This is a genomic window from Cryobacterium lactosi, from assembly GCF_004403945.1.
Classification (GTDB): Bacteria; Actinomycetota; Actinomycetes; order Actinomycetales; family Microbacteriaceae; genus Cryobacterium; species Cryobacterium lactosi.
Map to the genome: position 1 here is coordinate 1 of NZ_SOHM01000001.1, position 25167 is coordinate 25167.

At 70.4% G+C, this 25167-nt stretch carries 22 protein-coding genes; 15 read left to right on the forward strand and 7 right to left on the reverse strand.

Going from position 1 to position 25167, the window contains the following annotated elements; translation table 11 throughout:
* Together E3T61_RS00005 and E3T61_RS00010 are read right to left on the reverse strand one after the other, a co-directional pair.
* The coding region (locus E3T61_RS00005; RefSeq protein ID WP_166793102.1) for a J domain-containing protein at positions 1 to 304 on the reverse strand (304 nt) is incomplete at its 3' end.
* A 65-nt stretch (positions 305 to 369) separates the two neighbouring features.
* Positions 370 to 624 carry a PLDc N-terminal domain-containing protein gene (locus E3T61_RS00010; protein ID WP_134638892.1) on the reverse strand — a complete coding sequence of 85 codons (255 nt, stop codon included), beginning with the start codon at positions 622 to 624 and terminating at the stop codon, positions 370 to 372.
* A 153-nt stretch (positions 625 to 777) separates the two neighbouring features.
* On the opposite strand from E3T61_RS00010, the gene E3T61_RS00015 reads away from it, so the two are divergent.
* Positions 778 to 2634 carry a thioredoxin domain-containing protein gene (locus E3T61_RS00015; RefSeq protein ID WP_134638893.1) on the forward strand — a complete coding sequence of 619 codons (1857 nt, stop codon included), beginning with the start codon at positions 778 to 780 and terminating at the stop codon, positions 2632 to 2634.
* A gap of 302 nt (positions 2635 to 2936) precedes the next feature.
* Positions 2937 to 4754: a stealth family protein gene (locus E3T61_RS00020; RefSeq protein ID WP_134638894.1), complete on the forward strand. Its 1818-nt coding sequence runs from the start codon at positions 2937 to 2939 to the stop codon at positions 4752 to 4754.
* Here the strand turns inward: E3T61_RS00020 and E3T61_RS00025 are convergent.
* Positions 4684 to 5622: a phosphodiesterase gene (locus E3T61_RS00025; protein ID WP_134638895.1), complete on the reverse strand. Its 939-nt coding sequence runs from the start codon at positions 5620 to 5622 to the stop codon at positions 4684 to 4686. The two genes, E3T61_RS00020 and E3T61_RS00025, sit on opposite strands and share 71 nt — an antisense overlap.
* A 204-nt stretch (positions 5623 to 5826) precedes the next feature.
* Positions 5827 to 6054, reverse strand: a complete 228-nt coding sequence (locus E3T61_RS00030) for a hypothetical protein (RefSeq protein WP_134638896.1) — start codon at positions 6052 to 6054, stop codon at positions 5827 to 5829.
* 125 nt (positions 6055 to 6179) lie between these two features.
* Between E3T61_RS00030 and E3T61_RS00035 the strand changes: the two genes are divergently transcribed.
* The 7 genes from E3T61_RS00035 (at position 6180) to E3T61_RS00065 (ending at position 14122) form a co-directional block, all read left to right on the forward strand.
* A complete protein-coding gene (locus E3T61_RS00035) occupies positions 6180 to 7016 on the forward strand; it encodes a phosphatase PAP2 family protein (protein WP_241992300.1) in 837 nt (278 codons plus the stop codon).
* Positions 7017 to 7097: 81 nt separating this feature from the next.
* A complete protein-coding gene (locus E3T61_RS00040) occupies positions 7098 to 8339 on the forward strand; it encodes a type III polyketide synthase (RefSeq protein WP_134638897.1) in 1242 nt (413 codons plus the stop codon).
* A 4-nt stretch (positions 8340 to 8343) separates the two neighbouring features.
* Positions 8344 to 9084, forward strand: a complete 741-nt coding sequence (locus tag E3T61_RS00045; RefSeq protein ID WP_255455624.1) for a class I SAM-dependent methyltransferase — start codon at positions 8344 to 8346, stop codon at positions 9082 to 9084.
* Positions 9077 to 10255, forward strand: a complete 1179-nt coding sequence (locus E3T61_RS00050; RefSeq protein ID WP_134638898.1) for an FAD-dependent oxidoreductase — start codon at positions 9077 to 9079, stop codon at positions 10253 to 10255. Before E3T61_RS00045 ends, E3T61_RS00050 begins: the two co-directional genes overlap by 8 nt.
* 96 nt (positions 10256 to 10351) lie before the next feature.
* Positions 10352 to 11977 carry a DUF7059 domain-containing protein gene (locus tag E3T61_RS00055; RefSeq protein WP_241992302.1) on the forward strand — a complete coding sequence of 542 codons (1626 nt, stop codon included), beginning with the start codon at positions 10352 to 10354 and terminating at the stop codon, positions 11975 to 11977.
* Between the two features lie 159 nt (positions 11978 to 12136).
* Entirely contained in the window at positions 12137 to 13573 is a 1437-nt protein-coding gene (locus E3T61_RS00060; protein WP_134638899.1) for a flavin monoamine oxidase family protein, read from the forward strand.
* A gap of 279 nt (positions 13574 to 13852) precedes the next feature.
* The gene (locus E3T61_RS00065) at positions 13853 to 14122 is read left to right on the forward strand and encodes a hypothetical protein (protein ID WP_134638900.1); all 270 of its coding nucleotides are present in this window, start codon (positions 13853 to 13855) and stop codon (positions 14120 to 14122) included.
* 45 nt (positions 14123 to 14167) lie between these two features.
* On the opposite strand, the gene E3T61_RS00070 is transcribed toward E3T61_RS00065, so the two are convergent.
* The 3 genes from E3T61_RS00070 to E3T61_RS00080 all read right to left on the reverse strand — a co-directional run bounded on the left by E3T61_RS00070 (position 14168) and on the right by E3T61_RS00080 (position 16491).
* Positions 14168 to 14938 (reverse strand): Pr6Pr family membrane protein, encoded by a 771-nt coding sequence (locus tag E3T61_RS00070; protein WP_134638901.1) that lies wholly within the window; start codon positions 14936 to 14938, stop codon positions 14168 to 14170.
* Between the two features lie 62 nt (positions 14939 to 15000).
* Complete coding sequence (locus E3T61_RS00075) at positions 15001 to 15270, reverse strand: acylphosphatase (RefSeq protein WP_420898452.1); 270 nt, start codon at positions 15268 to 15270, stop codon at positions 15001 to 15003.
* A gap of 198 nt (positions 15271 to 15468) precedes the next feature.
* Positions 15469 to 16491, reverse strand: coding sequence for a LacI family DNA-binding transcriptional regulator (locus E3T61_RS00080; protein ID WP_134638903.1), 1023 nt, complete (start codon positions 16489 to 16491; stop codon positions 15469 to 15471).
* 168 nt (positions 16492 to 16659) lie between these two features.
* Here E3T61_RS00080 and E3T61_RS00085 point away from each other — a divergent pair, with 168 nt between their 5' ends.
* From E3T61_RS00085 to E3T61_RS00110, 6 genes are all read left to right on the forward strand, one after another.
* Positions 16660 to 18723, forward strand: a complete 2064-nt coding sequence (locus E3T61_RS00085; RefSeq protein WP_134638904.1) for a beta-galactosidase — start codon at positions 16660 to 16662, stop codon at positions 18721 to 18723.
* On the forward strand, positions 18720 to 19661 hold the full coding sequence (locus tag E3T61_RS00090; protein WP_134638905.1) for a carbohydrate ABC transporter permease: 942 nt from the start codon (positions 18720 to 18722) through the stop codon (positions 19659 to 19661). The genes E3T61_RS00085 and E3T61_RS00090 overlap by 4 nt, the downstream gene beginning before the upstream one ends.
* Entirely contained in the window at positions 19658 to 20575 is a 918-nt protein-coding gene (locus E3T61_RS00095) for a carbohydrate ABC transporter permease (protein ID WP_134638906.1), read from the forward strand. The genes E3T61_RS00090 and E3T61_RS00095 overlap by 4 nt, the downstream gene beginning before the upstream one ends.
* Positions 20576 to 20672: 97 nt before the next feature.
* Positions 20673 to 22007, forward strand: coding sequence for an ABC transporter substrate-binding protein (locus E3T61_RS00100; protein ID WP_134638907.1), 1335 nt, complete (start codon positions 20673 to 20675; stop codon positions 22005 to 22007).
* A 640-nt stretch (positions 22008 to 22647) separates the two neighbouring features.
* The gene (locus E3T61_RS00105; protein WP_134638908.1) at positions 22648 to 24771 is read left to right on the forward strand and encodes an alpha-galactosidase; all 2124 of its coding nucleotides are present in this window, start codon (positions 22648 to 22650) and stop codon (positions 24769 to 24771) included.
* 144 nt (positions 24772 to 24915) lie between these two features.
* Positions 24916 to 25167: NAD-dependent epimerase/dehydratase family protein (locus tag E3T61_RS00110; protein ID WP_134638909.1), on the forward strand; the 252-nt coding region annotated here is incomplete at its 3' end.

Here is a 25167-nt window from a genome sequence, read left to right on the forward strand (position 1 = left end):
CGGGGCCCGCCGCAGTGCCAGGGCCAGCGCCACGGCCCGCGGCGCCCGGCGGGTACGCGCTGGAGCCGGGCACCCGGCGCATCCGCTCGGCCTCGGCCTCACGCAGCACGGCCCGAGCCTGGGTGATCCTGTCGAACCGGGCGGCCGCCGCGGCCAGCTCGGCCGGGCTCGCGGCGGTCAACCGGTCGGGGTGCGAGCGCTGCGCCTGAAACCTGAACGCCCGCTCAACCTGCTCCAGTTCGGCGTCGACGGCGACCTCGAGGATCGCCGCCGCCTCGGCCGGGGTCATCGTGCGGTCGCTCATGCGGCGCGGCCGGGTTCGGGGCGGCGGTGGATGCTCATGGGCCGGTGGGCGGGGGAGGTGTCCGGTCAGCGCCGAGGCGGTTCGGCCGGCGCGCGGCCGGCGGCCACAGGGAAGTCCCCGATCCGGCGGCGAAACGAATCCTGGCCCCAGGACAGCCAGACGAAGGCACCCAGCACCGGGAACATCAGGATGATCAGCACCCAGATCGCCCGCTCGGTGCCCGACATCGGGGTGCGGAACAGGGAACCGAAGACCACGACTACGGCCACGGCAATCAAGGCCATCGTGCCGATCCCCAGCAGCAGTGCCCAGATGTCCATGGTGACCCTTCGTTCCCTCCAGTCTCACAGCACGCCTCGGGCTCGGCAACCCTTGGTTCACCGGGCAATGCCGGCCTGCGGCCGCCCCGCGCCTTAGCCCATGGATTCAATCGCGACCAGCCAGAACGCAGAGTGCCACGCAACAATGGAGCCATGCCGAATCGCCTCGCCGACGCCATCAGCCCGTACCTGCGCTCGCACGCCGACAACCCCGTCGACTGGCAGCCGTGGGGTGAGGCCGCCTTCGCCGAGGCCCGCCGCCGGGACGTGCCCGTTCTTGTGTCGATCGGCTACGCCACCTGCCACTGGTGCCACGTGATGGCCCGCGAGAGCTTCAGCGACCCCGCGCTGGCCGCCTACCTCAACGAGCGGTTCGTGAGCATCAAGGTCGACCGGGAGGAGCATCCGGATGTCGACGCCAGCTACCTCGCCGCCGCCGGCGCGTTCACACAGAACCTCGGTTGGCCGCTGAACGTGTTCGTCACCCCGGACGGCCGGCCGTTCCACGCCGGCACCTATTCGCCGCCGACGCCGCTGCCCGGGCATCCGGCGTTTCGCGATGTTCTGGCCGCAGTCACGGATGCCTGGATCAGCCGCAGGGACGCCGTCGAAGACAGCGCGGTGGGCCTGGCCGAAGCGCTCGGCCAGGCGGCGCCGGCGTCGGCGGGGGAGCTGCCGAACCCGGCCAGGCTCGCCGACACGGTTGCCCGGCTGGCGAGCGCCGAAGACCCGGTCTACGGCGGCTTCGGCGGCGCCCCCAAGTTTCCTGCGGCGCCGACCCTGGCCCTGCTGCTCGACCGCGCCGACGGCCGCGACCTGGCCTTGCGCACTCTCAAGGGGATGGGCGCGTCGCCGCTCCGCGACCCCGTCGAGGGCGGCTTCTTTCGCTACGCCGTCAACCGCGACTGGAGTGACCCGCACTACGAACGGATGCTTTACGACAACGCGCAGCTTCTCGAGCTCTACACCCGGGCCTGGATGCTCACCGGCGAACGCTGGGCCCGCATCGTGGCCGAGGGCCTGGTGGGCTTTCTCGGCGCCGTGTTGCAGCTGCCCGACGGCGGCTTCGCCAGCGCGCAGGACTCGGAGAGCACCGTGGACGGGGTGCGGGTGGAGGGCGGCTACTACGCCCTCGACGAGGACGCCCGCCGCGACCAGAGCCCGCCGGCTTTGGACGCCAAGGTGCTCACCGGCTGGAACGGCCTGGCGATCGGGGCGCTCGCCGCGGCCGGGCAGGCCTTCGCCGACGACACCGCGCTGCACCTGGCCCGCCGCGCGGCCGACCGGCTGCTCGATCTGCACCGCCGGGGCGACGGCGGCCTGGTGCGGGCATCCATCGACGGTCGCCTCTCGCCCGCGGTGGCGACGCTGGAGGACTACGGCATGTTCGCCGGCGGCCTGCTCGAGCTCGCCACGGCCGCCGGCGAGGTCGGCTACGCGGTCGCCGCGCGGCAGCTGATCGACCGGACCCTGCCCGATACCGGGCGCGGGTTCCTCGCTCCGGAGGGCGCCGATCCGGTGCTCACCGCCCAGGGCCTGGCCCTGGCCACCGATCCCTCCGAGGGCGCCTACCCGTCGGGGCTGTCGGCCATCGCCGCTGCCTCCTGGCGGCTGCACCTGCTCACCGGTGAGGGCCGCTACCGCGACGCGGCCACGGCCGGCATGGGGCGGCTGGTCGGCTCGGGCGACGTCAACCCGCTCGCCTACGGCGCCGCCCTCCGGCTGGTCAGCGCCCTGACGGCCCCCATCGAGCAACTCGTCGTGGTGCTGCCGAACCCGGGAACCGGGCTGCCAGCCAATCACGTCGACGCCACCCCCGCCCTCGTTGACGCCGCACGGCGCCACCAGGGCCTGGTCGCCGTGGTCACCGAGCAGCAGGGCGCGGCCTTCGCCGCCGCCGGCTTCGCCCTGTTCGCCGACCGCACAACCCGCGACGGCCGCCCCACCGCCTACCTCTGCCGCGACTTCGTCTGCCGCCTGCCCACCACGGATGCCGCCGCCCTCGCCTGACCTGCCCGCAACCGCCCTGCCTGCCCGCCCGGTCCCCGCCGCCCGCCACTCACCGCGGCGCGGGGTCACGACCGGCACCCCGCGGCGACGTACACTAGATCAACGTCTCTGTTCCCAGCGGGCCCTCGCCCGATCTGCACCGGGATGTCGATGCCCGGGAAACCCGGGCGCATACTCCGGGGCCTGGCGCATCGATGCCCGCCCCGCGGAGTTCCCCCTCTGCATTTCCCGAACAGCCGCTCCGCACCCGCAGCCAGCCCTGCATCCGCTACCGCATCACGTAATTCTCGCCAAGGAGGACCATGGCACGCTTTGACCGCACCGATTCCGCACGACACTCGCGTTCAGCCAGCGGCAGCGGCTTCTCCGAGGCCGCACCGACGCCCAGCATCGAGTCCACACCGGACACCGGGTCGATTCCCGTGCTCTCGCTGAGCAGCGAACCTGAGCTGGTGCTGCTCACCCTCGACGACCGCACCCGCCGGTTCGACCGCGACGACGTTGTCGTGCGCAAGGGCGAGATCGCCCTGATCAACGGTCACTTCACCCCTCATGAGTCCAGGGTCAGCGACCTGCTCGCCCTGGCCGACGCCCTCGACACCGCCGGCATCGACTACCTCCTGGTGCGCGGCGACCACGACCGCCCGGTCATCGCGGTCAACCGCAAACGCCGCAAGAAGATCAGCCGCGTTCTGGCCGAGGCGTTCGCCAACACGCCCTTCTACCTCAAGCCGCTCGACGGCGACCCCGCCCGGCCGATCCTCGCCGCCGACGGTGCCCTTGCGCTGCTGGACAGCTCCGACGTGTTCAGGGTCTACCAGCCGCGTATCGAACCGATCGGCCGGCTCCGCTACGGCGCCGAAACCGCGTTCCAGCTCGAGCTGTGGCGGTTCGGCGAAGACGAGATCGTCGCCCCCGTCGAGAACGCCCTGATGCGCCGCCGGCTGCCCCGCGCCGAGGCCCGCGAGACCACCGTCGAGCTGTTCGGCCGCACCTGGCGCACCCTGCAGAACATGTTCGACGACCTGGTCAGCGACATCAGCTTCGACATCGACCTGGTCTTCTCCTGGGTGGATGGCTCCTCCAGCGACTTCCAGAAGGCCCGCGCCCTGCGCATGGCCGGCTACGTCGCCGGCTCCGGCGACGACTCGGATGCCCGCTTCCGCCAGATCGACGAACTCAAGTACGCACTGCGGAGCGTCTACATGTTCGCGCCCTGGGTGCGCCGCATCTTCATCGCCACCGACTCGCCGGCCCCCGAGTGGCTGGTGGATCACCCGCGGGTGACCATCATGAACAGCGAAGACTTCTTCCCGGATGTCTCGGTGCTGCCCACCCACAATTCGCACGCCGTGGAGAGCCAGCTGCACCACATCCCGGGCATCGCCGAGCACTTCATCTACTCCAACGACGACATGTTCTTCGGCCGCCCGGTGGGACCTGAGCTGTTCTTCTCACCCGGTGGCATCACCAAGTTCGTCGAGGCGGCGACCCGCATCGGCCTCGGCGACAACGACCCGAGCCGCAGCGGCTTCGAGAACGCCGCCCGGGTGAACCGCGCGTTGCTGCGCGAACGCTTCGGCAAGGTCACCACCCGGCACCTCGAGCACACTCCGGCGCCGCTGCGCAAGAGCGTCATGGCCGAGCTGGAGGCGGAATTCCCCGAGGACTTCCGGCGCACCATGGCCAGCCGGTTCCGCTCGGCCACCGACATCTCGGTGACCAACTCGCTGTACCACTACTACGCGCTGGCCACCGGCCGCGCCGTGGAGCAGACCCAGGCACGCTCGCTCTACGTGGAGACCACGCTCAAGCTGGCGCTGCGGCAGATGAACAAGCTGCTCAAGCGTCGAGACCAGGACATGTTCTGCCTGAACGACGGCAGCTTCCCCGAGATCAGCGACGAGGTGCGCACCGCGGCCGTCACCGACTTCCTCGAGCGTTACTTCCCGATCGTGGCGCCGTGGGAACGCGAGAGCGTCATCGCGGCCAGCCAGCACGGTGAGGACACCCTCATCGAGAGTGCCCTCGGGCTGGGCAACGGCGACGTCAGCGCAGAATCCGGATCGGCGTGGTCATTGGCGGCTCGCGGTATGCGGGGAGACTTCCCGCAGCCATGATCTCGATGCCGGATGCGGCGAGGCGACGGGCGCTTTCGGCGGCGTCGATGTAGTCCAACGGCTCGTATTCGCCCAGCGGCACCACCGAGTGCAGCACGGTGTCGGCGTAGACGTGCACGAGGTTGAACGCCCGCGCGCCGTCCCGGCCGCGGGTGCCGCCGACGGGAACGTTGAGGTCCTGCGTGTAGCAGGTGGCCGACGCGACCGACACCGGGATCCCGGCGAAGGTGGCGGTGGAGGAGTAGTGCAGGTGTCCGGCCAGGATGCTGCGCACATCCGTGCCGCGGAGCACCTGCGCGAGGCTGGCCTGGTCGCGCAGCTCCACCGCCACCGACAGGTCGAGCATGCTCGGCACGGGCGGGTGGTGCATGGCCAGGATGGTGCCGTCCGGTGCCGGGAAGCTCAGCTGCTCGCCGAGCCATTCGAGCTGACGCTCGGTGATCTCGCCGTGGTGGCTGCCGGGCACCGTGGTGTCCAGGGTGACGATGCGCAGCCCGCCGACGTGGTCGACGTGGTCGATCGGGGCCTGGCTGGGCTCCTGGCCGAGCAACTCGGTGCGGAAGTTCGCCCGGTTGTCGTGGTTGCCCATCACCCAGAGCACCTTGGCGCCCATGCGGGCGGCCGCGGGTTCGACGATGCCACGCAACTGCGCGTACGCATGGGGTTCGCCCTTGTCGGCGAGGTCGCCGGTGATGATGATCGCGTTGGGCCGCCCGCCGGATGCCTCGACATCCGCGAACAACCGTTCGACGTGTGCGGCACTGTCCACGCTGCCGTAGAGACGATTGCCGTCTGCGAGCAGGTGCGTGTCGCTGAGGTGGAGAAGGAAATAATCCGGCCTAGGGTATTCGGCCGTTCGAATGCTCACGGAGCTTCCATTCGTTTGGTACTTAGGCACTTTACGGGGATTACGCTGCGGATGCTACAAAACCAGTCGATCAGAGAAATATGAACATAGCGTGTACAACACGCAAAAAGACAGGACCCGGGGCCAAACCTCGGGATCGATGCCGGGCATGTCAGGGCGCTACCCATCTCCGGATGCTGTCCGGATACTTGTGCTGCCGCCCGGTCAGGGGTGGGTGAGTCCGGGTGCCGTGGCCGGCAATACCGGGATCTCGCCCTCACCGTGCTCGTACGGTTCGATGCGGTCGTGATCGGCCGCGGCGGCCCGCCGCCGCTCCGACTCGAAGTCGCCCTCGAGTCCCGGGTACCCGCCCCGGTCGAGGGATCGGTCCGAGCCGGATTCGGCCTTGTTCGGCCGTTCGGGGCGTTCCCGTCGTGTCTTCCTGCTGAACATGTTTTGACGGTACGCCGCAGAATCCCCATGTCAAGGGAGGATTCGAGCGTCTTAGAGGCCGACGCGCACACCTGTTGTGCACCGTGCTTTCACGGTTCACCCATGCACACGTGGGAAAGTAGGGGGTGCCCTCGATCTCCCGTCTCACCCCCACCCGTTATATCGGCGCCGCGCTGCTCTGCATCGCCGCCTTCGCTGCGCTGTACCTGTTTTTCGTGCGCGACGTCACCGGGCAGGGCATCGACCAGCTGGCCTTCAACGGAGCCGAGAACGGCACGACGGGCACCACGGTCACCCAACGGCTGCTCGACCTGATCCCCTCGGTGATGGTCGCCGTCGGCGCCATCGTCAGCCTCGTCATCGCCACGGTGCGGCGGGCCTGGTTCCCGCTCGTGGTCGCCGTGGCCGCCGCGATGGCCGCCGTGGTCACCACTCAGCTGCTCAAGAACGTGGTCCTCACCCGCCCCGACCTCGGCGTGGACGGCTACGACCCCAACTCATTCCCGTCCGGGCATACGACGGTGGCGGCGGCATCCGCGCTGGTGGTGTTTCTCGTGGCGAGCCCGCACACCCGATGGCTGGCCGGCACGATCGGAGCCGCGTTCGCCGTTGCGGCCGGGGTGTCCACCCTGGTGAGCCTGTGGCACCGGCCCAGCGACGTGATCGCCGCGCTCCTCGTGGTGGCCTTCTGGGGCTGCGTCGCCGGAGCCGTGCTCACCCGGTCCGGCGGTCGGCAACGCACCACCGGCATCCCCACCCCGGCCAGGGTCGGGTTGAGGCTGCAGACCTGGATCGCCGTTCTCGCCGCTATCGTCACCGCGGTGGCCGCCGGCATCGGCGCCACGGGGGCGTTCGGCATTTCGGATGCGCCGGTGGCCTACCTCGGAGCCGTCACCGCGATCGTTGCCGTGGGCTTCGTGCTCGCCATCACCGCCACCCGGCTGTTCGACCGCCTCCCGTAACCACACCCGGGTGATGCTGGGAGCTGCCCGGCTCGCCGCGCGGGGGATGTGCCTACGGCGCGGTGCGTGTAACACTGGGGCATGGCCGTCACGCTGAGAGCGCTCCAGACTGTTGTACCGCCCACCGTCCTTGTGCAGGAGCAGGTCAGGGATATCTTCGCCGCCCAACCCGGTCTCAGCCGGTTGGCGCAGCGGCTGGTGACCGCGTCCTTCAACCTGTCCGGGATCGACACCCGGCATACCGTGATCGAGGAACTCACCCTCGACGCGGATGTGGACCAGCCGCAGTTCTTCGACGCGAAGACCCAGCGGCTGCTGGTGCCCGGCACCCGGGTGCGCAACGAGCTGTACATCGAGCAGGCCACCAAGCTGTTCGTCGAGGCCGGCCGGCGCGCCCTGGCCGCCTGCCCGGGGCTGGAGGCCGGCGACATCACCCATGTCGTCACGGTGTCCTGCACCGGTTTCTACGCTCCGGGCCCCGACTACATGCTGGTGCGAGAACTCGGCCTGGCACCGTCGACCCAGCGCTACCACCTCGGTTTCATGGGCTGCTACGCGGCGATGCCGGCGCTCCGCACGGCCAAGCAGTTCGTGGAGGCCGACCCGGACGCCGTGGTGCTCGTGGTGAGCGCCGAACTGTGCTCGCTGCACCTGCGCACCTCCAGCGACCCCGACACGATCGTGGCGTCGTCGCTGTTCTCGGATGGCGCCGCCGCCGGCATCGTGAGCAGCCGCCCACCGGTCGCCGGCGAGAACGCCCTGAACCTGGACCACTTCGAGACCGTGATCACGCCCGTCGGCGAGGGCGACATGGCCTGGAAGATCGGCGACGAGGGCTTCGAGATGGTGCTGAGCTCCTATGTGCCGCACATCATCGACGAGCACATCGAGTCGGCCCTTGCGCCCCTGTTCGGCCGGGATGAATCGCTCACCCGGTCGCTCGCGGCGGACGTGGTCGCCGAAGCCGGCGCGCTGGCCGCGCAGGCGCAGTCCCAGGAGGGCGGGGAGAGCCCCGGTCAGCTGCTCACGGCCGCGTCGCCCGGGTCTGCGCTGAGTACCGCGATCGCGCACTGGGCGATCCACCCCGGCGGGCGCAGCATCCTGGACAAGACCGAAGCCAAACTCGGTCTCACCGAGGCGCAACTGGTGCCCTCACGGGAGACCCTGCGCACCAACGGCAACATGTCCAGCGCCACCATTCTCTTCGTCATGAAGGCGATCCTCGACGGTGAAGCCACCGCCGACGGTGAGCGGGTCTGCGCCATGGCGTTCGGGCCCGGCCTGACCGTGGAGTCCGGCCTGATGACCGTGCAGCGCGGCTGAGACGGTGCTGCCCAGGCTCCGCGAACGGGCGGTCGACGCTGTCGAGATCATGGACGATCCGCACTGCGACGCCGAGACGTTGCGGCGCACCTACGCGAACTTCCGGTACGTCAACGCCGTCGTCTCCGGACTGCGACACACCTACCGGCGTGACATCCGGCCCCGGTTGTCGGCCGCCACCGACACCAGCCTGCTCGACATCGGCTCCGGAGGCGGCGACGTGGCCAGGTCGCTGGCCCGGTGGGCGGCCCGCGACGGGCTGCGCCTCACGGTGCGGGCGATCGACCCGGATGCCCGGGCGCACGCCTACGCGACAGCCCACCCGCCGCTGCCCGGTCTGGACTTTCGCCGGGCGCTCAGCAGCGACCTCGTCGCCGCGGGGGAGCGCTACGACATCGTGCTCTCCAACCACGTGCTGCACCACCTCAACGGCGCCGAACTCGGCGCCCTGCTGGTGGACTCCGAACGGCTCAGCCGGGGCATCGTGCTGCACGGTGACATCGAACGGGCCCCGCTGGCCTACCTCGGCTTCGGGCTGGGCACCTGGCCGTTCTTCCGCCGGTCCTTCATCCGTGCCGACGGCCTCACGTCGATCCGGCGCAGTTTCACCTGGCGGGAGCTCTCTGCCGTGGCGCCGCCGGGCTGGACCGTGACCCGGGAGGTGCCGTACCGGCTGATGCTCTGTTGGCAGGCCCCCGCTGTCGCCCCGGCGCAGCCGGCCGAGGGAAGGCGAGTGCATGCGTGACGTGATCGTGGTGGGCGGCGGCCCGGTGGGCATCCTGCTGGCCTGCCTTCTGGCCGAACGCGGCGTGGACGTTGAGGTGCTCGAACGGCGCACCGAACCGTCGATGCTCGCCAGGGCCATCGGCATCCACCCGCCGTCGATGAGGGTGCTTGGGCAGGCCGGCGTGGCCGAAGAGGTGCTCGCTCGTGCCGTGCGCATCGAGGCCGGCAGCGTGCAAAGCGGAGGCCGCACCCTCGGTCGGCTGTCGTTCACGCAGATGACGGGGCGATTCCCGTTCGTCGTGGCCCTGCCGCAGCACGAGACCGAGGCTGTGCTGCGCGCACGGTTCGAGAAGCTGAGACCGGACGGCCTGCGCTCGGGCGTTGGCGTGGGCATGCTGCACGATCGCGGCCACCATGTGGATCTGATCGCCGAGCCCGCCCTCGAGACGGCGGACGACGCATCCGAGCGCGGCGGCGACAACGGGCTCGAGATCGTGGGCTCGGCCCGGTACGTGGTGATCGCCGACGGCGCCCGCGGCCAGCTGCGCGACGCCGTCGGCATTGCCTCCCGGCCGCTGGGCGGCGGGGACACCTACCTGATGGCCGACTACCCGGACACCGGCGAGCACGGCACCGAAGCCGTGCTGTTCTTCGAGCGGGGCGGCGTGGTGGAGTCGTTCCCGCTGCCGAACGGGCGGCGGCGGTGGGTGGCGATGACGCCCACCCTGATGCCGGATGCCTCACTGGCCGACCTCACCGCGTTGGTGCACGGTCGCACGGGCGTGCAGCTGCCGACCTGCGACGCCGTGCCGAGCTCCTTTTCGGTGCGGCAACGGCTGGCCGCCACGATGGTGCAGGGCCGGGTGCTGCTGGCGGGGGATGCCGCGCACGAGATCAGCCCGATCGGCGGGCAGGGCATGAACCTGGGCTGGCTCGACGCCGTGGCGCTGGCACCCGCGCTCACCCACGCGCTCGCGCAGCCGATCGAGGCCAGGGTGACCCTCGCCGGTTACGACCGGCGCCGGCGGCGGAGCGCCCGCATCGCCGCCAGGCAGGCCGGTTTCAACATGGCCATGGGCCGGCCCGCGCGCGGCCTGCGACTGCGGCTGCGCAATGTGGTCGTGCGGGTGCTCGCGACCCCGCCGTTGAACAGCCTGCTCACGAGGGCGTTCACGATGCGCTGGCTGTAGCGGGAGCGCCCGCGTCGTTGGTCGAGCTTGTCGAGACCTCGTACGGGGTCTCGACCAGCGGAAGGCCGGTAGCCGCTCGTGCAGTTGAATAGAGGGGTGACTGGACCCCTGATCGACCTGCTCCGCGCCGACCTCGCCGCCGCCAACTTCTCGGTGACCGCCCTGACCGGGCTGTGGGGCATCGAAGCGGATGCCGCCCTGCACCGCAACCAGCGGGTGCCGGCCCTGCGGGCGCTGGCCCGGCTGCGCGCCACCCTCACTGTGCCTGAGCCCAATGTTGTGTTCGCCCAGCTCTTCGTGCTCGGGCTGCCCGTCGACCGCGCCGAGCTGGCGGCAGCACTGCCCTCGCTCGGCCTCGACGGTGCCGAGACGCTCGGCCTGATCACCGCCCACCACGCGCACGCCGGCACCGCCGAGAGCCCGACGGTAGACACCGGCGCGGCCCAGGTGGCGCCGCTGGTGGCCCTGCGGCCGCACAGTTTCGTGGACGCGCACGGCGCCGGCAGCTGGTGGATCACGTCGGACCTGGGCGAACTGGCCCTGGGGCATCCGCTCGGCGAAGGCCACGTGCTCGGCGTCGGTGGTGCCTCGCTCACCCTGAGCGCCCTGATGATCCCCACCCCGGTCGAGCGTGCGCTGGACCTCGGCACCGGCTGCGGCATCCAGGCCCTCCATGCCTCCAGGCACGCCGCCCGCGTGGTGGCCACCGATATCTCCGAGCGCGCCCTGGAACTCGCCGCGCTGAACGCACGCCTGAACGGCGTCGAGAACATCGAGTTCCGGCTCGGCAGCCTGTTCGAGCCGGTGGCGGGGGAGCGGTTCGACCACATCATCTCCAACCCGCCGTTCGTGATCACCCCGCGGGTGGAGGGCGTGCCCAGCTATGAGTACCGCGACGGCGGCCTCGTCGGCGACGCCCTCGTCGAGGCGGTGGTGCGCGGCGCCGCCGAGCACCTCACCGCGGGCGGGGTGGCGCAGCTGCTCGGCAACTGGGAGTACCACGACGACGACGCCTTCGACCGGCTCACCGGCTGGCTGGAGCGCCCCACCGGCGGAGAGGCCCCGTTGGATGTCTGGATCATCGAACGCGAGGTGCAGGCGCCCACCGGCTACGCCGAAACCTGGATCCGTGACGGCGGCACCCGCCCGGACACCCCCGACTTCGACAGGCTCTACGGCGCCTGGCTCGACGACTTCGAGGCGCGCGGGGTACTCCAGGTGGGCTTCGGCTACATGCTGCTGCGCCGCCCGACGGATGGCCGCCGCCGCGCCGCCGCGCCGGCCCGGCCCCGCCTGCTGCGGCTCGAACGCCTGCCGGAGGCCCTGGGCCACAACCCGGCCGGCATCGGCCACCATCTGGCCGAGTGCCTGGCCGCGCACGATTGGCAGGCCGGACTGGACGACGACGCGCTGAGCCGCAGCACCCTCACCGTGGCATCCGACGTCACCGAGGAACGTCATTTCTGGCCCGGGCAGGAGGACCCCACGCTGCTGACTCTGCACCAAGGCGGCGGTTTCGGGCGGTCGGTGTCGCTGGACACCGCCCAGGCCGCCCTGATCGGCGCCTGCGACGGCGAGCTGGCGGTGGGGGCCATCATCGACGCGATCGCCCAGCTGCTCGACGCCGACGCTGCGGCGCTGCGGGCCGAGCTGCTGCCCCGGGTGCGCGCCCTGCTCGACGACGGGTTCCTCGAGCCGCCCGCGGCCGGCTCCGGCGCCTGACAGGGCCAACTGTTGTCCGCACGGGGAACAGTTGCGGCACCGCTCGGCCCCCCGGCGCGTCCAGGCACGGTCGAAAGCCGGTGGCCACGCGCTGAGGTAGCGTGAGGGGTACCACTTCGAGGGTCCGAGAGGAGGGCGTCACATGACGCGAACGCAGGTATGGAACGTCGAACCTTTCTGATCAGCTCCCTGACCGGGCTCTCGCTGCTCGCGCTCACCGGATGCGTGCCGCCCAAGCCCTCCCCGACGGGTACGCCCACGCCCAGCACCACGCCCGCGCCGTCCCTGGTGCCGCAGCCGCAGGACATGCTGCGCAGCTCCTGGTCGGACGACCCGTTCGCCCGCGGTTCCTACAGCTTCGCGGCGGTCTCCTCGACGCCGCAGCAGCGCGAGGACCTCGCCGAACCCATCCTTGAGCGGCTCTTCTTCGCCGGCGAGGCGCTCTCCGACACCGCGCCCGGCACAGTGCAGGGCGCCCGTGGCTCCGGCCAGCGCGCCGCCAGGGCCCTGACGGATGTTGCCGAGCCCGGCGAGCGGGTGGCCGTGATCGGCGCCGGCGCCGCCGGCATCGCCGCCGCCCGATTGCTCGCCGACGCCGGGTTGACCGTGCTCGTCATCGAGGCTCGCGACCGGCTCGGCGGCCGCATCCACACCGTCACCAACGACTCGTGGCCGATCCCCGTCGAGCTCGGCCCGTCGTTCATCGTGGCCAGCGGCGCCCACTCCCTCGACGAGGAGTTCACCGGCCTCGAGGTCTCGCACGCGGCGTTCCCGACCGACCCGGAGGCACGCACCCCGGAAGGCATCGTCATCCCGGTCTCGCCCGTCGGCGCCGACGCCGTCAGCGCGGCGCTGGCCTGGGCCGCTGCCGAGGCCCAAGACACCTCCCTGGCCAAGGCGCTCGTCGCCACCGGTTCGGCCACGCTGTCGTTGACCGATGGGGACGCCGGCGTCTCGGACGCCGACTGGCTGGACTACCAGCTCGCCACCTCCACCACCCTGGAGTCCGGCGCCTTGACCGAGGAGATGTCCGGCTGGTATGCGCCCACCCCCGAGGCCACCGCCGCCGACGACACCCGCATCGTGCTCGGCGGCTACAGCACCCTGCTCGACGAGGATGCGGCCGACCTGGACGTGCTCTACTCCAGCGTGGTGACCCGCGTGGCGCACAGCGAGACATCCGTAAGCCTGCGCCTGGGCACCGGCGAATCGCTCACCGTGGACCGGGCGATCGTGACCGTTCCGCTTGGCGTGCTCAAGAGCGATGTCATCGAGTTCGACCCGCCGCTGCCGTTCGCCCACCGGGGAGCGATCGCCGCGCTGGGAATGGGCGTTCTGGACAAGATCTGGTTGCGCTTCGAGGAACCGTTCTGGGACACCGATGCCGCCCTGTGGACCACGGTCGGTGACGACACCCTGGACTTCAGGGTGTGGGTGAACATGATGCCGCTGACCAACGAGCCGATCCTGGTGGGATTCGTCAGCGGGGAGAAGGCCGTGGAGCTGGCGAAGTCCGACGACACCACCTTCACCGACGCGGCGCTGCGCAGCCTGGAGCCGTTCGCGAGCGTCGCGACGGCCACTCCCGCGCCCTGACCGGCCCTTCTGGCGAGGCTGTCGAACCGGCCGCGTCAGCGCCGAACAATTAACGAGCAAAACTCAGAGTCCCGGTGTAAGCTCCTCGAAACGTCTAGTCGGTAACGGGGCCGCCCATCTCAGGGACGCCTCCAATGGGGCAGATCCAGTCGTTTCCCGACTGGTCGTGCCGACGGAGACTGGGCGGGTGCCTTTCGCCGTCGGACACCGGGTGTGGTCGCGATCCCGGTGCCCCACTTGCACCGTGGCCAATGCCTCTCCTGATTGACCGTGTGAAACATGTATATTCTGACAAATCTTGATTCCGTGTCGTTGCTGGACTTCGATACCAATCTGCCCTGCGAGGGCAGCCACCACCACCGGAGCCTGAGCGGCCACGCCGCTGCGGAGCCGGGTGCCTACATGGTGATCTCACCGTGCTGCGGCCCGAAGGTGATCCAGTGCTCGCCGCGGGTGTCGGCCATGCAGGCCTCCGGCGTGCTCTACTGCGGCACCTGCGAGTCCGAGCACCTCACCAGCCAGTACACCTTCGTTCCCGTCGAGCAGTAGCGGGTGATGCCGGCCGGCGGGCCGGCATCCGCCCCGCTGGCCGGTCTAGTTCGGCACCGAGGAAGCGCGGTCGCCGCGCGGCCGGAGCCGCCAGCTGAGCCGCGACGTGGCCACGAGCACTGCCGCGATGCCCAGGAACAGCACCACCGCGATCAGGCAGTACAGCAGGGTCTCGAGCGGGCCGCTGACCTGGGCCGGGTCGAGGAAGAAGTACGGGTACCAGCCCACGAACGAGCCGCGCACGAGCGTGAAGACGCCCCAGGCAATGGGGTACGGCAGGATCCAGCGCAGGAAGCGCCAGGACAGCCGGGCCTTGCCGGTGTCGGTCAGCCAGTCCAGAAGCGCGATCACCGGGATGTAGAAATGCAGCACCTGGCTCGGCCAGGGCACCTCGATCGTGTAGTCGCGGGTCGACGACTGGATGACGATGGTGAGGAACACGATCCCGGACACCAGGATGTAGGTCGTCACGAGCGCCCGGAACAGGTCGAGCCACTGCGGGTCCTTCTCCTGCCGGAACGCCACTATCGCGCCGAGCACAAAGGCGATCACCGCCGCGATCGCGCTCTGCACCGTGAAATAGGTGAAGACGTTGTACGCGGCGAAGGTGGGGAAGAGCAGAACGTACTCGTAGTTGCCGATCAGGCCGATGATCCCGGCCGCGGCCAGTAGGAGCCGACCGATGCCGTAGCTGGACCGCAGGGTCAGGCGTCGGCGCGCGCGCAACGGCTCGCGCTCAATCGGTTCCTCCCGCGGCCGAGAGGCTTCGCGCACCGTCGGTCCCGTCCGGCCGGGACCGGATGCCTGCGCGCCCATACTCCCACGCTACGCCAGAGAGCCCCTCGCCCGTGGACACTGCCGGGGCAGGCCGGGCCCGGCTACAGGCGGATGCTGAAACTCGCCTCGCCGTGTTCGGCCAGGTCGGTCACCTGCACCGACTCCACGTTCGCCGAGCGCGGTCCGGTGTGCAGCCAGGCCAGCATCCGTTCGATGGCGTCGTCGTCACCCTCGATCTCGGCTTCAACGGCGCCGTCTGGCCGGTTGCGCACGTAGCCACCCAGGCCCAGAGTGCCGGCCTGCGCCTCGGTGTAGTACCGAAACCCCACGCCCTGCACCATCCCGTTGACGATCACTCGCTTGCGACTCACGTTGCCCATTCTGTGCGCCCGGCGTCGCCCCGGCAACCCCGCCGGCGTCGCGCCGCGGTGTCCGGCCGCAACTGTTGCCCGTCCGGACAATTGCGCCCGGTGTGCCGGGCGCAATTGTCCGTAGCGGCAACAGGTGGGCTCGCGGGGTCTCGGCAGGCTCGACCAGCGGTGCGGCGTACCGGGATTGGCCGCGGCGGGTCAGGCCGAGTCGCGCCAGACGATTTGGGTGTCGAGCAGGATGCCGCCGAGCTCGGGCGCCTCGCCGTGCAGCTGGCTGAGCACCGACTCGGCCGCGCGCTGGCCCAGGCCGTTGGCGGGCTGGCGCACGGTGGAGAGCAGCGGCTGGCAGCGCAGGGCCCAGGCGCTGTCGTCGAAGCCGACGATGCCCACGTCCTCCGGCACCCGCCGGCCGGCTTCGCGCAGGGCGTTCAGGGCGCCGGCCGCGATCACGTCGGAGGCCGCAAAGACGCCGTCGATCAGAGGGTCCTTGGCGAGCAGCGCGCGCATTCCGTCGCGGCCGTCGGCGTAGGTGTACAGCGGCACCGGAGCCACCAGGGCGGGGTCGAACCGCTCGCCCAAGGCATCCGTGAAGCCGGCCAGCCGGTCGGAGCCGGAGTCGCGGTCCAGCGCCGCGGCGATCATGCCGATGCGGCGGCGGCCGGTGCCGATCAGGCGTTCGGTGATGGCGCGGGCCGCGGCCCGGTTGTTGATTCCCACGTACGGCAGGTCGCGCAGGTCCTGCGGATGCCCGACGAACGCGGCCGGCAGGTCCAACCGTTCGATCACCCGGGTGATCGGGTCTTGTTCCCGGGCCGACACCACGACGACACCGTCGACGAAGCCGCCGCTGAGGTAGCGCGCCACCCGTTCGGTGTCACGTTCGGACTCGATGACCAGGCTCACCATCTGGTAGTCGGCCTGGGAGAGGGCGGAGTTGGCGCCGAGCAGGATTTCGCCGATGTTCGGGTCCTCGAGGAACAGGGAGTGCGGCTCGTGCACGATCAGGCCCACCGCCTGGGAGCGCTGCATCACGAGGTTGCGGGCGGCCGTGTTCGGCACGTAGCCGACCTTCTCGATGGCCGCCTCGATGGCCACGCGAGCCTCGGCCGAGACGTAGGGCTCGTTGTTCACCACCCGGCTGACGGTGCCGCGGGAGACCCCGGCTTCCGCGGCGACGTCGTGGATCGTCGCGCGCTTGCGCCGGCCCGGAATTGTCACCATTCGATAACTGTACCCGTCCGTCGGCTTGACATCGCGGCCGCGCTGTACTTACTCTGTGTACGTTCACAGACACTCAACGAGGAGTCATTTGCTCCTCGATCTGTGCACGTTCACAGAACGACAGATCGAGGCTGGCCCACCGGGCCGGTACCGCAGAAGCAGGAGCAGATGAACACCCCAGTAGCCACCCCGGCCGTGACGCACCAGGTCACCGCGGCGACCCCGTTCGTGCAGAACGGCATCGCCTACGGCTGCGACTACAACCCCGAGCAGTGGGGACCCGAGGTCTGGGCCGAAGACGTCCTGCTCATGCAGCAGGCCGGCGTCGACCTCGTCGCGATCAACATCTTCGGCTGGTCCGCGCTCGAACCGGCTCCGGGGGAGTACGACTTCACCCTGCTCGACACCATCGTGGACCTGCTGCACGATCACGGCATCCGGGTGAACCTGGGCACCGGCACCTCGTCGTCGCCGCCGTGGCTGACCACCCTGCACCCCGAGATCCTGCCGCAGACCGAAGACGGCACCACCCGCTACCCGGGCGGACGCCAGGCCTGGTGCCCGAGCTCGCCGGTGTTCCGCGAGCACGCCCTGCGCCTGGTGGAGCAGGTGGCCCGACGCTACGGCGCCCACCCCGCCGTGGCCCTCTGGCACGTCTCCAACGAGCTCGGCTGCCACAACGCGCTCTGCTACGACGACGACACCGCCGCCGCGTTCCGGCTCTGGCTCGAGGCCAAGTACACCAGCATCGCCGCCCTCAACGCCGCCTGGGGCACGAGCTTCTGGAGCCAGCGCTACACCGCCTGGGCCGAGGTGCACACCCCCCGGCTCACCCTGTCCAGCCGCAACCCGGGCCAGGTGCTCGACTTCCAGCGGTTCAGCTCCGACGAACTGCTCGGCTACTACCGCGCCGAAGAAGCCGTCCTCCGCCGGCACAGCACCGTGCCGGTGACGACGAACTTCATGGTCACCGCGCACATCAAGAACCTCGACTACTGGCGCTGGGCATCCGCGGTCGACGTGGTCGCCAACGACCACTACCTCGACCACCGCCTCGCCGACCCCACCACCGAGCTGGCCTTCGCCGCCGACCTCACCCGCGGCCTGGCCGGCGGCGATGCCTGGCTGCTGATGGAACAGGCCACCAGCGCCGTCAACTGGCAGCCGCTGAACCTGGCCAAGACACCGGGGGAGCTCACCCGCAACTCACTGGCCCACGTGGCCCGCGGCGCCGAGGCGATCTGCTTCTTCCAGTGGCGCGCCTCGCAGCAGGGCTCGGAGAAGTTCCACTCCGCGCTGGTGCCGCACGCCGGCACCGACACCGTGCTCTGGCGCGAGGTCGTGGCCCTCGGCGCCACCCTCGACAGGCTCGACGAGGTCATCGGCAGCCGGGTCGTGGCGGACACCGCCATCTTGTTCAGCTGGGAGGCCTGGTGGGCCGGCGACGGGGAATCCCGGCCGTCCCAGTCGGTGAAATACCTCGAGCAGGTACACGCCGCTTACACCGCCCTGCACCGGCTCGGCGTCACCGTCGACATCGTCTCGCCGGATGCCGACCTGACCGGCTACAACCTCGTGGTGGTGCCCGCGCTGTACCTGGCCACCGACGCGCAGGCCGCCAACCTCGCCGGTTTTGTCGCCGATGGCGGCCACACCCTGGTCACCTTCTACAGCGGCATCGTCGACGAAGACGACCGGGTGCGCCTCGGCGGCTACCCCGGCGCCTTCCGCGACCTGCTCGGCGTGCGCGTGGAGGAGTTCGTGCCGCTGCGGCCGGGCAACGCGGTGGGCCTGCACGCCCCGATCGGCCTGAGCACCGCCGCGACCGGAACCCTGTGGACCGAACGCCTGCAGCTGACCGGCGCCGAGGCCGTGGCGCACTACACCGACGGCGCCCTCACCGGCGTGCCCGCGCTCACCCGCAACCGGCACGGCGCCGGCACCGCCTGGTACCTGGCCACCGCGCCAGACGCCGACGCCTACCGCGACATTCTCCGCACCATCGCCGGGCAGGCCCGCGTCACCGCGGCCGGCCCGGAGGGCGACGGCCTCGTCGAGGTCATCCGTCGCGCCACGGCCGACCGCTCCTACCGCTTCATCATCAACCACGGCGACACCGACGTGGAGGTGAGCGCGGCGGGGGTCGAGCTCGTCACCGGCGCCACCATCGCCAGCACCCTGCGCGTACCGGCCGGAGCCGTTCGCGTCATCAGAGAGGACCCCGCATCATGAGTGCACCAGCCCTTCCGGTCGCGGATGCCCGGAGCGCGGCTCGCCGCTCCCCGGCAGCCCGGCCCCGCAAGATCAAGGTTGCGCACCCGCGCGCGATCGCGATTTTCATCGTGCCCTTCGCCGTGCTGTTCACGCTGTTCTACCTGATCCCGATCGGGTACGCGATCTACCAGTCGCTCCTCGTGGTGGAGCGGGACGGCACCTTCGGCAAGGCCACCCAGGTCTTCGGCGGGCTGACCCAGTACATCGCGGTGTTCCAGAACGGCCCGTTCTGGGAGTCCATCGGCCGGGTGCTCGCCTTCGGCGTGGTGCAGGTGCCGGTGATGCTCGGCCTGGCGCTGCTCTTCGCACTGCTGCTGGACAGCCCGTTGCTCCGCGGCAAGCGCTTCTTCAGGCTCGCGTTCTTCGTCCCCTACGCCGTCCCCGGCGTCATCGCCGCGATCATGTGGGGCTTCCTCTACTCGCCCAACCTGTCGCCGTTCACGGCGCTGACCAGCAACGTCAGCTTCCTCTCCGCCGACCTGGTGCTCTGGGCCATCGCCAACGTGGTCACCTGGGTCTACGTGGGCTACAACATGCTCATCATCTACTCGGCCCTCCTGGCCATCCCCACCGAGATCTACGAGGCCGCCCGCCTCGACGGCGCCGGACAGCTGCGCATCGCCTGGTCGATCAAGATCCCGCTGATCATGCCCGCGATCGTGCTCACCGGCATCTTCTCCATCATCGGCACCCTGCAGCTGCTCGCCGAGCCGCAGGTGTTCCGCACCTTCAGCTCCGCCGTGACCAGCACCTTCACGCCCAACCTGATGGTCTACTCCACCTCCTCGATCCCCAACGTGAGTCTCGCCGCCGCCTTCAGCGTGGTGCTGGCCCTGGCCACCTTCGTGCTCTCGTTCTCGTTCCTCAAGTTCACCCAGCGGAAGGAAGGCAAATGAGCGCCCTCACCGAGACTCCGACCGCCACCCGCACCGCGAAGCGCGCCAGGAGCAACAACCCGGCCCCGAAGGTCGCCAAGGAAAGCCCGCTCTCCCGCATCGGCGCGATGACCGTGATGCTCGTCTTCACGCTCTACTTCCTCATCCCGATCTGGTGGCTGTTCATCGCCGGCACCAAGAGCAGCGCCCAGTTCACCAGCACCAACCCGCTCTGGTTCGCCGACTTCAACCTGTTCGCCAACATCGGCAACCTGGTGGCCTACCGTGACGGCGTCTTCCTCAAGTGGATGCTCAACAGCGCGCTCTACGCCGGTGCCGGCGCCCTGCTGGCCACCCTGTTCGCCGGCATGGCCGGGTACGCCCTGGCCAAGTACCGCTTCCCCGGCCGGGAACTGCTCTTCAACATCGTGCTCGGCGGCGTGCTCGTGCCCGCCACCGCGCTGGCGCTGCCGCTGTTCCTGATCTTCAGCCAGGTCAGCCTCACCAACACCTTCTGGGCGGTGTTCCTGCCCAGCCTGGTCAGCCCGTTCGGCGTGTACCTCACCCGCATCTTCGCCGCGGCGAGCGTGCCCGACGAACTGATCGAAGCCGCCCGCCTCGACGGCGCCGGCGAGGTGCGCACCTTCTTCACCGTCTCGGTGAAGCTGATGTTCCCGGCCCTGGTCACGGTGTTCCTCTTCCAGTTCGTGGCCATCTGGAACAACTTCTTCCTGCCGCTGATCATGCTGCGCGACGAGACCCTGTTCCCCGTCACCCTGGGCCTCTACGCCTGGAACTCGCAGGTCAACCAGATCCCCGAACTGCGCGGTTACGTGCTCATCGGCGCGCTGCTGTCGATCATCCCGCTGATCATCCTGTTCCTGCTGCTGCAGCGCTTCTGGCGCAACGGCCTCGGTGCCGGCAGCGTCAAGTAACCTCCCTCAACTTTTCGACCGTACGACCAGCCTTACCCGCACCATCCGCACCACCTTGCACCACTCCTTTTCAGCGAATACCCAACAAAGGAAAACAATGCGAATCACCAAGAGAGCGGCCACCGTTGCCCTGCTCACCGCAGCCACGGTTGCCCTGACCGGCTGCTCCGCTGCCGGCGGCGGCACCACCGGCGGCGACGACGCTGCCGCCTGCGAGCCCGCCGAGGGCAAGGTCGACCTGACCTTCACCTCGTGGATCCCCGGCATCGAAGACGTCGTCGACGTTTGGAACAAGGCCAACCCCGACATCCAGGTGGCCGTGCAGACCGGCCCGAACGGCAACGGCGGCACCTACGCCAACTTCTTCAACCAGCTCGAAGCCGGCAACGCGCCCGACCTCGGCCAGATCGAATACGACGCACTGCCCAACTTCCGCGTGCAGGACGGCCTGATGAACCTCGCATCCTGCGACGGAGTGCTGGACGCCAAGGCCGACTTCGTCGACTGGACCTGGGGACAGGTCAGCTTCAACGAGGACGACTCGGTCTACGCCATCCCGCAGGACTCCGGCCCCATGGCCATGTTCTACCGGGCCGACCTCTTCGAGGCCAACGGCATCGCGATCCCCACCACCTGGGACGAGTTCGCCACGGCGGCCGAGCAGGTGCGTGCCACCGGTTCGTACATCACCAACTTCTCTCAGAGTGACATCAACCAGTTCGCCGGACTCGTCTGGCAGGCCGGCGGCACCTGGTTCGGCAACGACGGCACCGATTGGAACGTCGACCTGACCGGCGACGAGTCCATCAAGGTCGCCGACTACTGGCAGGACCTGATCGACCGGGACCTCGTCTCGACCCAGCCGCCGTGGACCACCGAGTGGGACAACGCCTACAACACCGGCGCAGCCTGGACCTGGAACTCCGCAGCCTGGGGTGCGAACTCCATCGCCAGCGGCGCGCCCGACACCGCGGGCAAGTGGGCCGTCGCGGCCTCCCCGCAGTGGGAAGCCGGCGATGAGGCCAGTGGCAACTGGGGTGGCTCGTCCACCGCAGTGTTCACCGGGTCCAAGCACCCGTACGAAGCCGCGCAGTTCGCCCTGTGGCTGAACAGCTCCAGCGAGTCGCTCACCATGCTCAACGAGTCGGCCAACCTGTACCCGGCCGCCAAGGACGGACTCGACCTCCCCGTGCTCAAGGAAGGCGTGGAGTTCTACGGCGACCAGCCGATCTACGACGTCTTCGCGAAGGCATCCGGCGAGGTCTCGAGCGACTTCGTCTGGGGTCCGACCATGACCCAGACGTACAACGACGTCTCGGACGGCTTCAAGGCCGCCGTCAGCGGCAACGGCACCCTGGCCGAGGCGCTGACCACCGGTCAGAGCGCCACGATCAAGGCGCTGCAGGCACAGTCCATTCCCGTCAAGGAGTAGCTGACCCGTTCGCGTGATACCCGTACCGCCCGGCGCGTCTCGCGCCGGGCGGTACGGTGCGTGTGCGGTGGGCGCGCGGCGCGGTGCGCGTGCGTGCGGTGGGTGCGTGGTGCGGGCGAGCGGCTGAGGGGCGGTGCGCGGGTGTGGCGCCGGTATGCGGGTGGCGTGCCACCCGCGCAGCGGCGTGTGACCCGCGTAGCTCGGTCGAGGTGCTTTGCAGGTGCCGGCCGGGGTGGCGTGTGCCCCGCGTAGCTCGGTCGAGGTGCTCTGCAGGTGCGGGCCGGGGTGCCGTGTGCCCCGCGCAGCGGCGTGTGCCCCGCGCTCGGCGGTGCGCGGGTGTGGCGCCGGTATGCGGGTGGCGTGCCACCCGCGCAGCGGCGCGTGACCCGCGTAGCTCGGTCGAGGTGCTCTGCAGATGCCGGCCGGGGTGGCGTGTACACCGCGTAGCGGCGTGTGCCCCGCGCTCGGCGGTGCGCGGGTGTGGCGCCGGTATGCGGGTGGCGTGCCACCCGCGCAGCGGCGTGTGACCCGCGTAGCTCGGTCGAGGTGCTCTGCAGGCCCGGCGCGCGGCGGGGCGCCGGCCGGACCGCCCGGATAGGGCGCTATCGTTCCCCATTAACCCATCGAAGGAAGCAGTGTCATGATTCACCACCTCCGTGCCGCGGGCACCAGCCTTGTTCTCGACGCCTCCGGCAGCGGGGTGCCGGTGATCGTGCACTGGGGCGCCGACCTCGGCGAGCTGAACCCGGCCGACCTCGCCGCGCTTGCCGCCGCGAGTGTGCCGCCGGTCGGCCCCAGCTCGATCGACGTTCCGCTGCGGCTCAGCCTGCTGCCCGCCCTCGCCGAGGGCTGGAGCGGCCGACCCGCCCTGAGCGGGTTTCGCGCCGGCAGCGGCACGGACGGCAGCACGGGCAGCGGCACCCTCGACCCGGCGCTGACCCTGGTGGCGGTGCGCGAGCGCGGCGAGAACACGCTGGCCGTCGAGCTGGCGGATGCTGCGGCATCCGTCACCGTGACGACCGACCTCGAACTGACCGTGCAGGGCGTGCTGCGGATGCGGCACACCGTGACCAACACCGGCACCGGCAGCCTTGAACTCGTCGGGCTCGACGTGACGCTGCCCGTGCCCGACCGGGCCGCGGAGCTGCTCGACTTCACCGGACTGTGGAGCCACGAACGCCGCCCGCAGCGCAGCACCCTCGGGCAGGGCGTCTGGAGCCGGGAGTCCCGGCACGGCCGGCCCGGCCACGACGACTCCTACCTCACCGTGGCCGGCACCCCAGGGTTCGGCTTCCGCGGCGGCGAGGTGTGGGCGGTGCACCTGGCGTTCAGCGGCGACAAGCGGGTCTGGGCAGAACGGAGTGCCCTGGGCTACGCCAGCCTCGGCGCCGGCGAACTGCTCGCCCCCGGCGAACTGAGCCTGGCCGCGGGGGAGAGCTACACCAGCCCGTGGACCGTGGCGGTGTACTCCGACGCGGGCCTGGACGGGCTCAGCGCCCGGCTGCACTCGTGGATCCGGTCCTGGTCGACCATCACCGGCCCGCGTAAGGTGCTGCTCAACACCTGGGAGGCGGTGTATTTCGACCACGACCTGCCCACCCTGAGCCGTCTCGTCGACGCCGCCGCACGGGTGGGCGTTGAACGGTTCGTGCTCGACGACGGCTGGTTCTCTGGCCGCACCGACGACCAGCGAGCGCTCGGCGACTGGTTCGTCGACGCCACCAAGTGGCCGGAAGGCCTGCACCCTCTCATCGACCGGGTGCACGCCGCCGGCCTCGACTTCGGACTCTGGGTGGAGCCGGAGATGGTCAACCCCGACTCCGACCTGGCCCGGGCGCACCCGGACTGGCTGCTCGGGTCGGCATCCGCCCCCACCTGGCGGGGTCAGCGCGTGCTCGACCTGGCCAACCCGGATGCCTTCGCCTGGCTGCTCGGACGGCTCACCGCGCTGCTGGCCGAGTACCCGATCGCGTACCTCAAGTGGGACCACAACCGCGACCTGCTCGGCGGGTCGGTGCACCGGCAGACCGCGGCGCTGTACAGGTTGATCGACGCCGTGCGCGCCGCGCAGCCGGGTCTGGAGATCGAGTCCTGCGCCTCCGGCGGCGCCCGGATCGACCTGGGCATCCTCGAACGGGTGGACCGGGTCTGGACCAGCGACACCAACGACCCGTTCGAACGCCAGCAGATCCAGCGCTACACGAGCGTGCTCGTGCCGCCGGAATACCTCGGCGGCCACCTCGGCGCCGCCACCGCGCACACCACCGGGCGCACCTCGGCGCTGGGCTTCCGCCTGGCCACCGCGCTGTTCGGCAGCGCCGGCATCGAGTGGGACCTCACCCAGGCGTCCGCGGCCGAGCTCGACCAGATCGCCGCCTGGATCGCGGTTTATAAGGAGCGCCGGGCGCTGCTGCACGGCGGCACGGTCGTGCACGCCGACGCGTCCGACCCGGCGCTCGAGCTGCACGGTGTGGTGGCAACGGATGGCGCCTCCGCCGTGTTCGCCCAGGTCGCCCTGGCCGCACCGCGCACCGCGTTGCCCGCCCCGATCCGGTTTCCCGGCCTCGACCCGAAGCGGCGTTACCGGGTGCGACCGTTGCTCGTGGGGCCGGCGCCGCGCACGGTGCAGACCATCCCGCCGACCTGGTTGGCCGCCGACTCCCCGGAGCTGGTGCTCACCGGCGCCGCACTCGGCCAAGTGGGCCTGCCCGCCCCGCTGCTCACCCCGGAGCAGGCCGCCCTGTTCACCCTCGACGCGGTCTGAGCACGCGCGGGGATCTCACCCGAGGGGAGCTCTCGTCGAGGGACTGTCGCGAGAGCGGTGTTGGGGCTGCCTCAGGTGCGTGAGACAGCCACACGCCCGCTGTCGCGAAAGCAGGGCGGGCCGGGCGGCACTAACGTAAAGGGCATGAACGACCAGACTTCGTCCCCCCGACGCGCAGCGCTGACGGGCAAGATCCTGGTCACCGGGGCATCCGGCACCGTGGGCCAGGCCGTGGTGGATGCGCTGGCCGCAGCGGGAGAGACCGTGATCGCCGGGATGCGAGACCCCCGCGCGTGGATCGCCGAGGGCGCCCGGCGCGCCAGCGGCACCGCGGGCGGGCAGCAGCCCGGCGGGCCCGGGACCGGCCGACCCGGGACCGGCCGACCCGGCACCGGC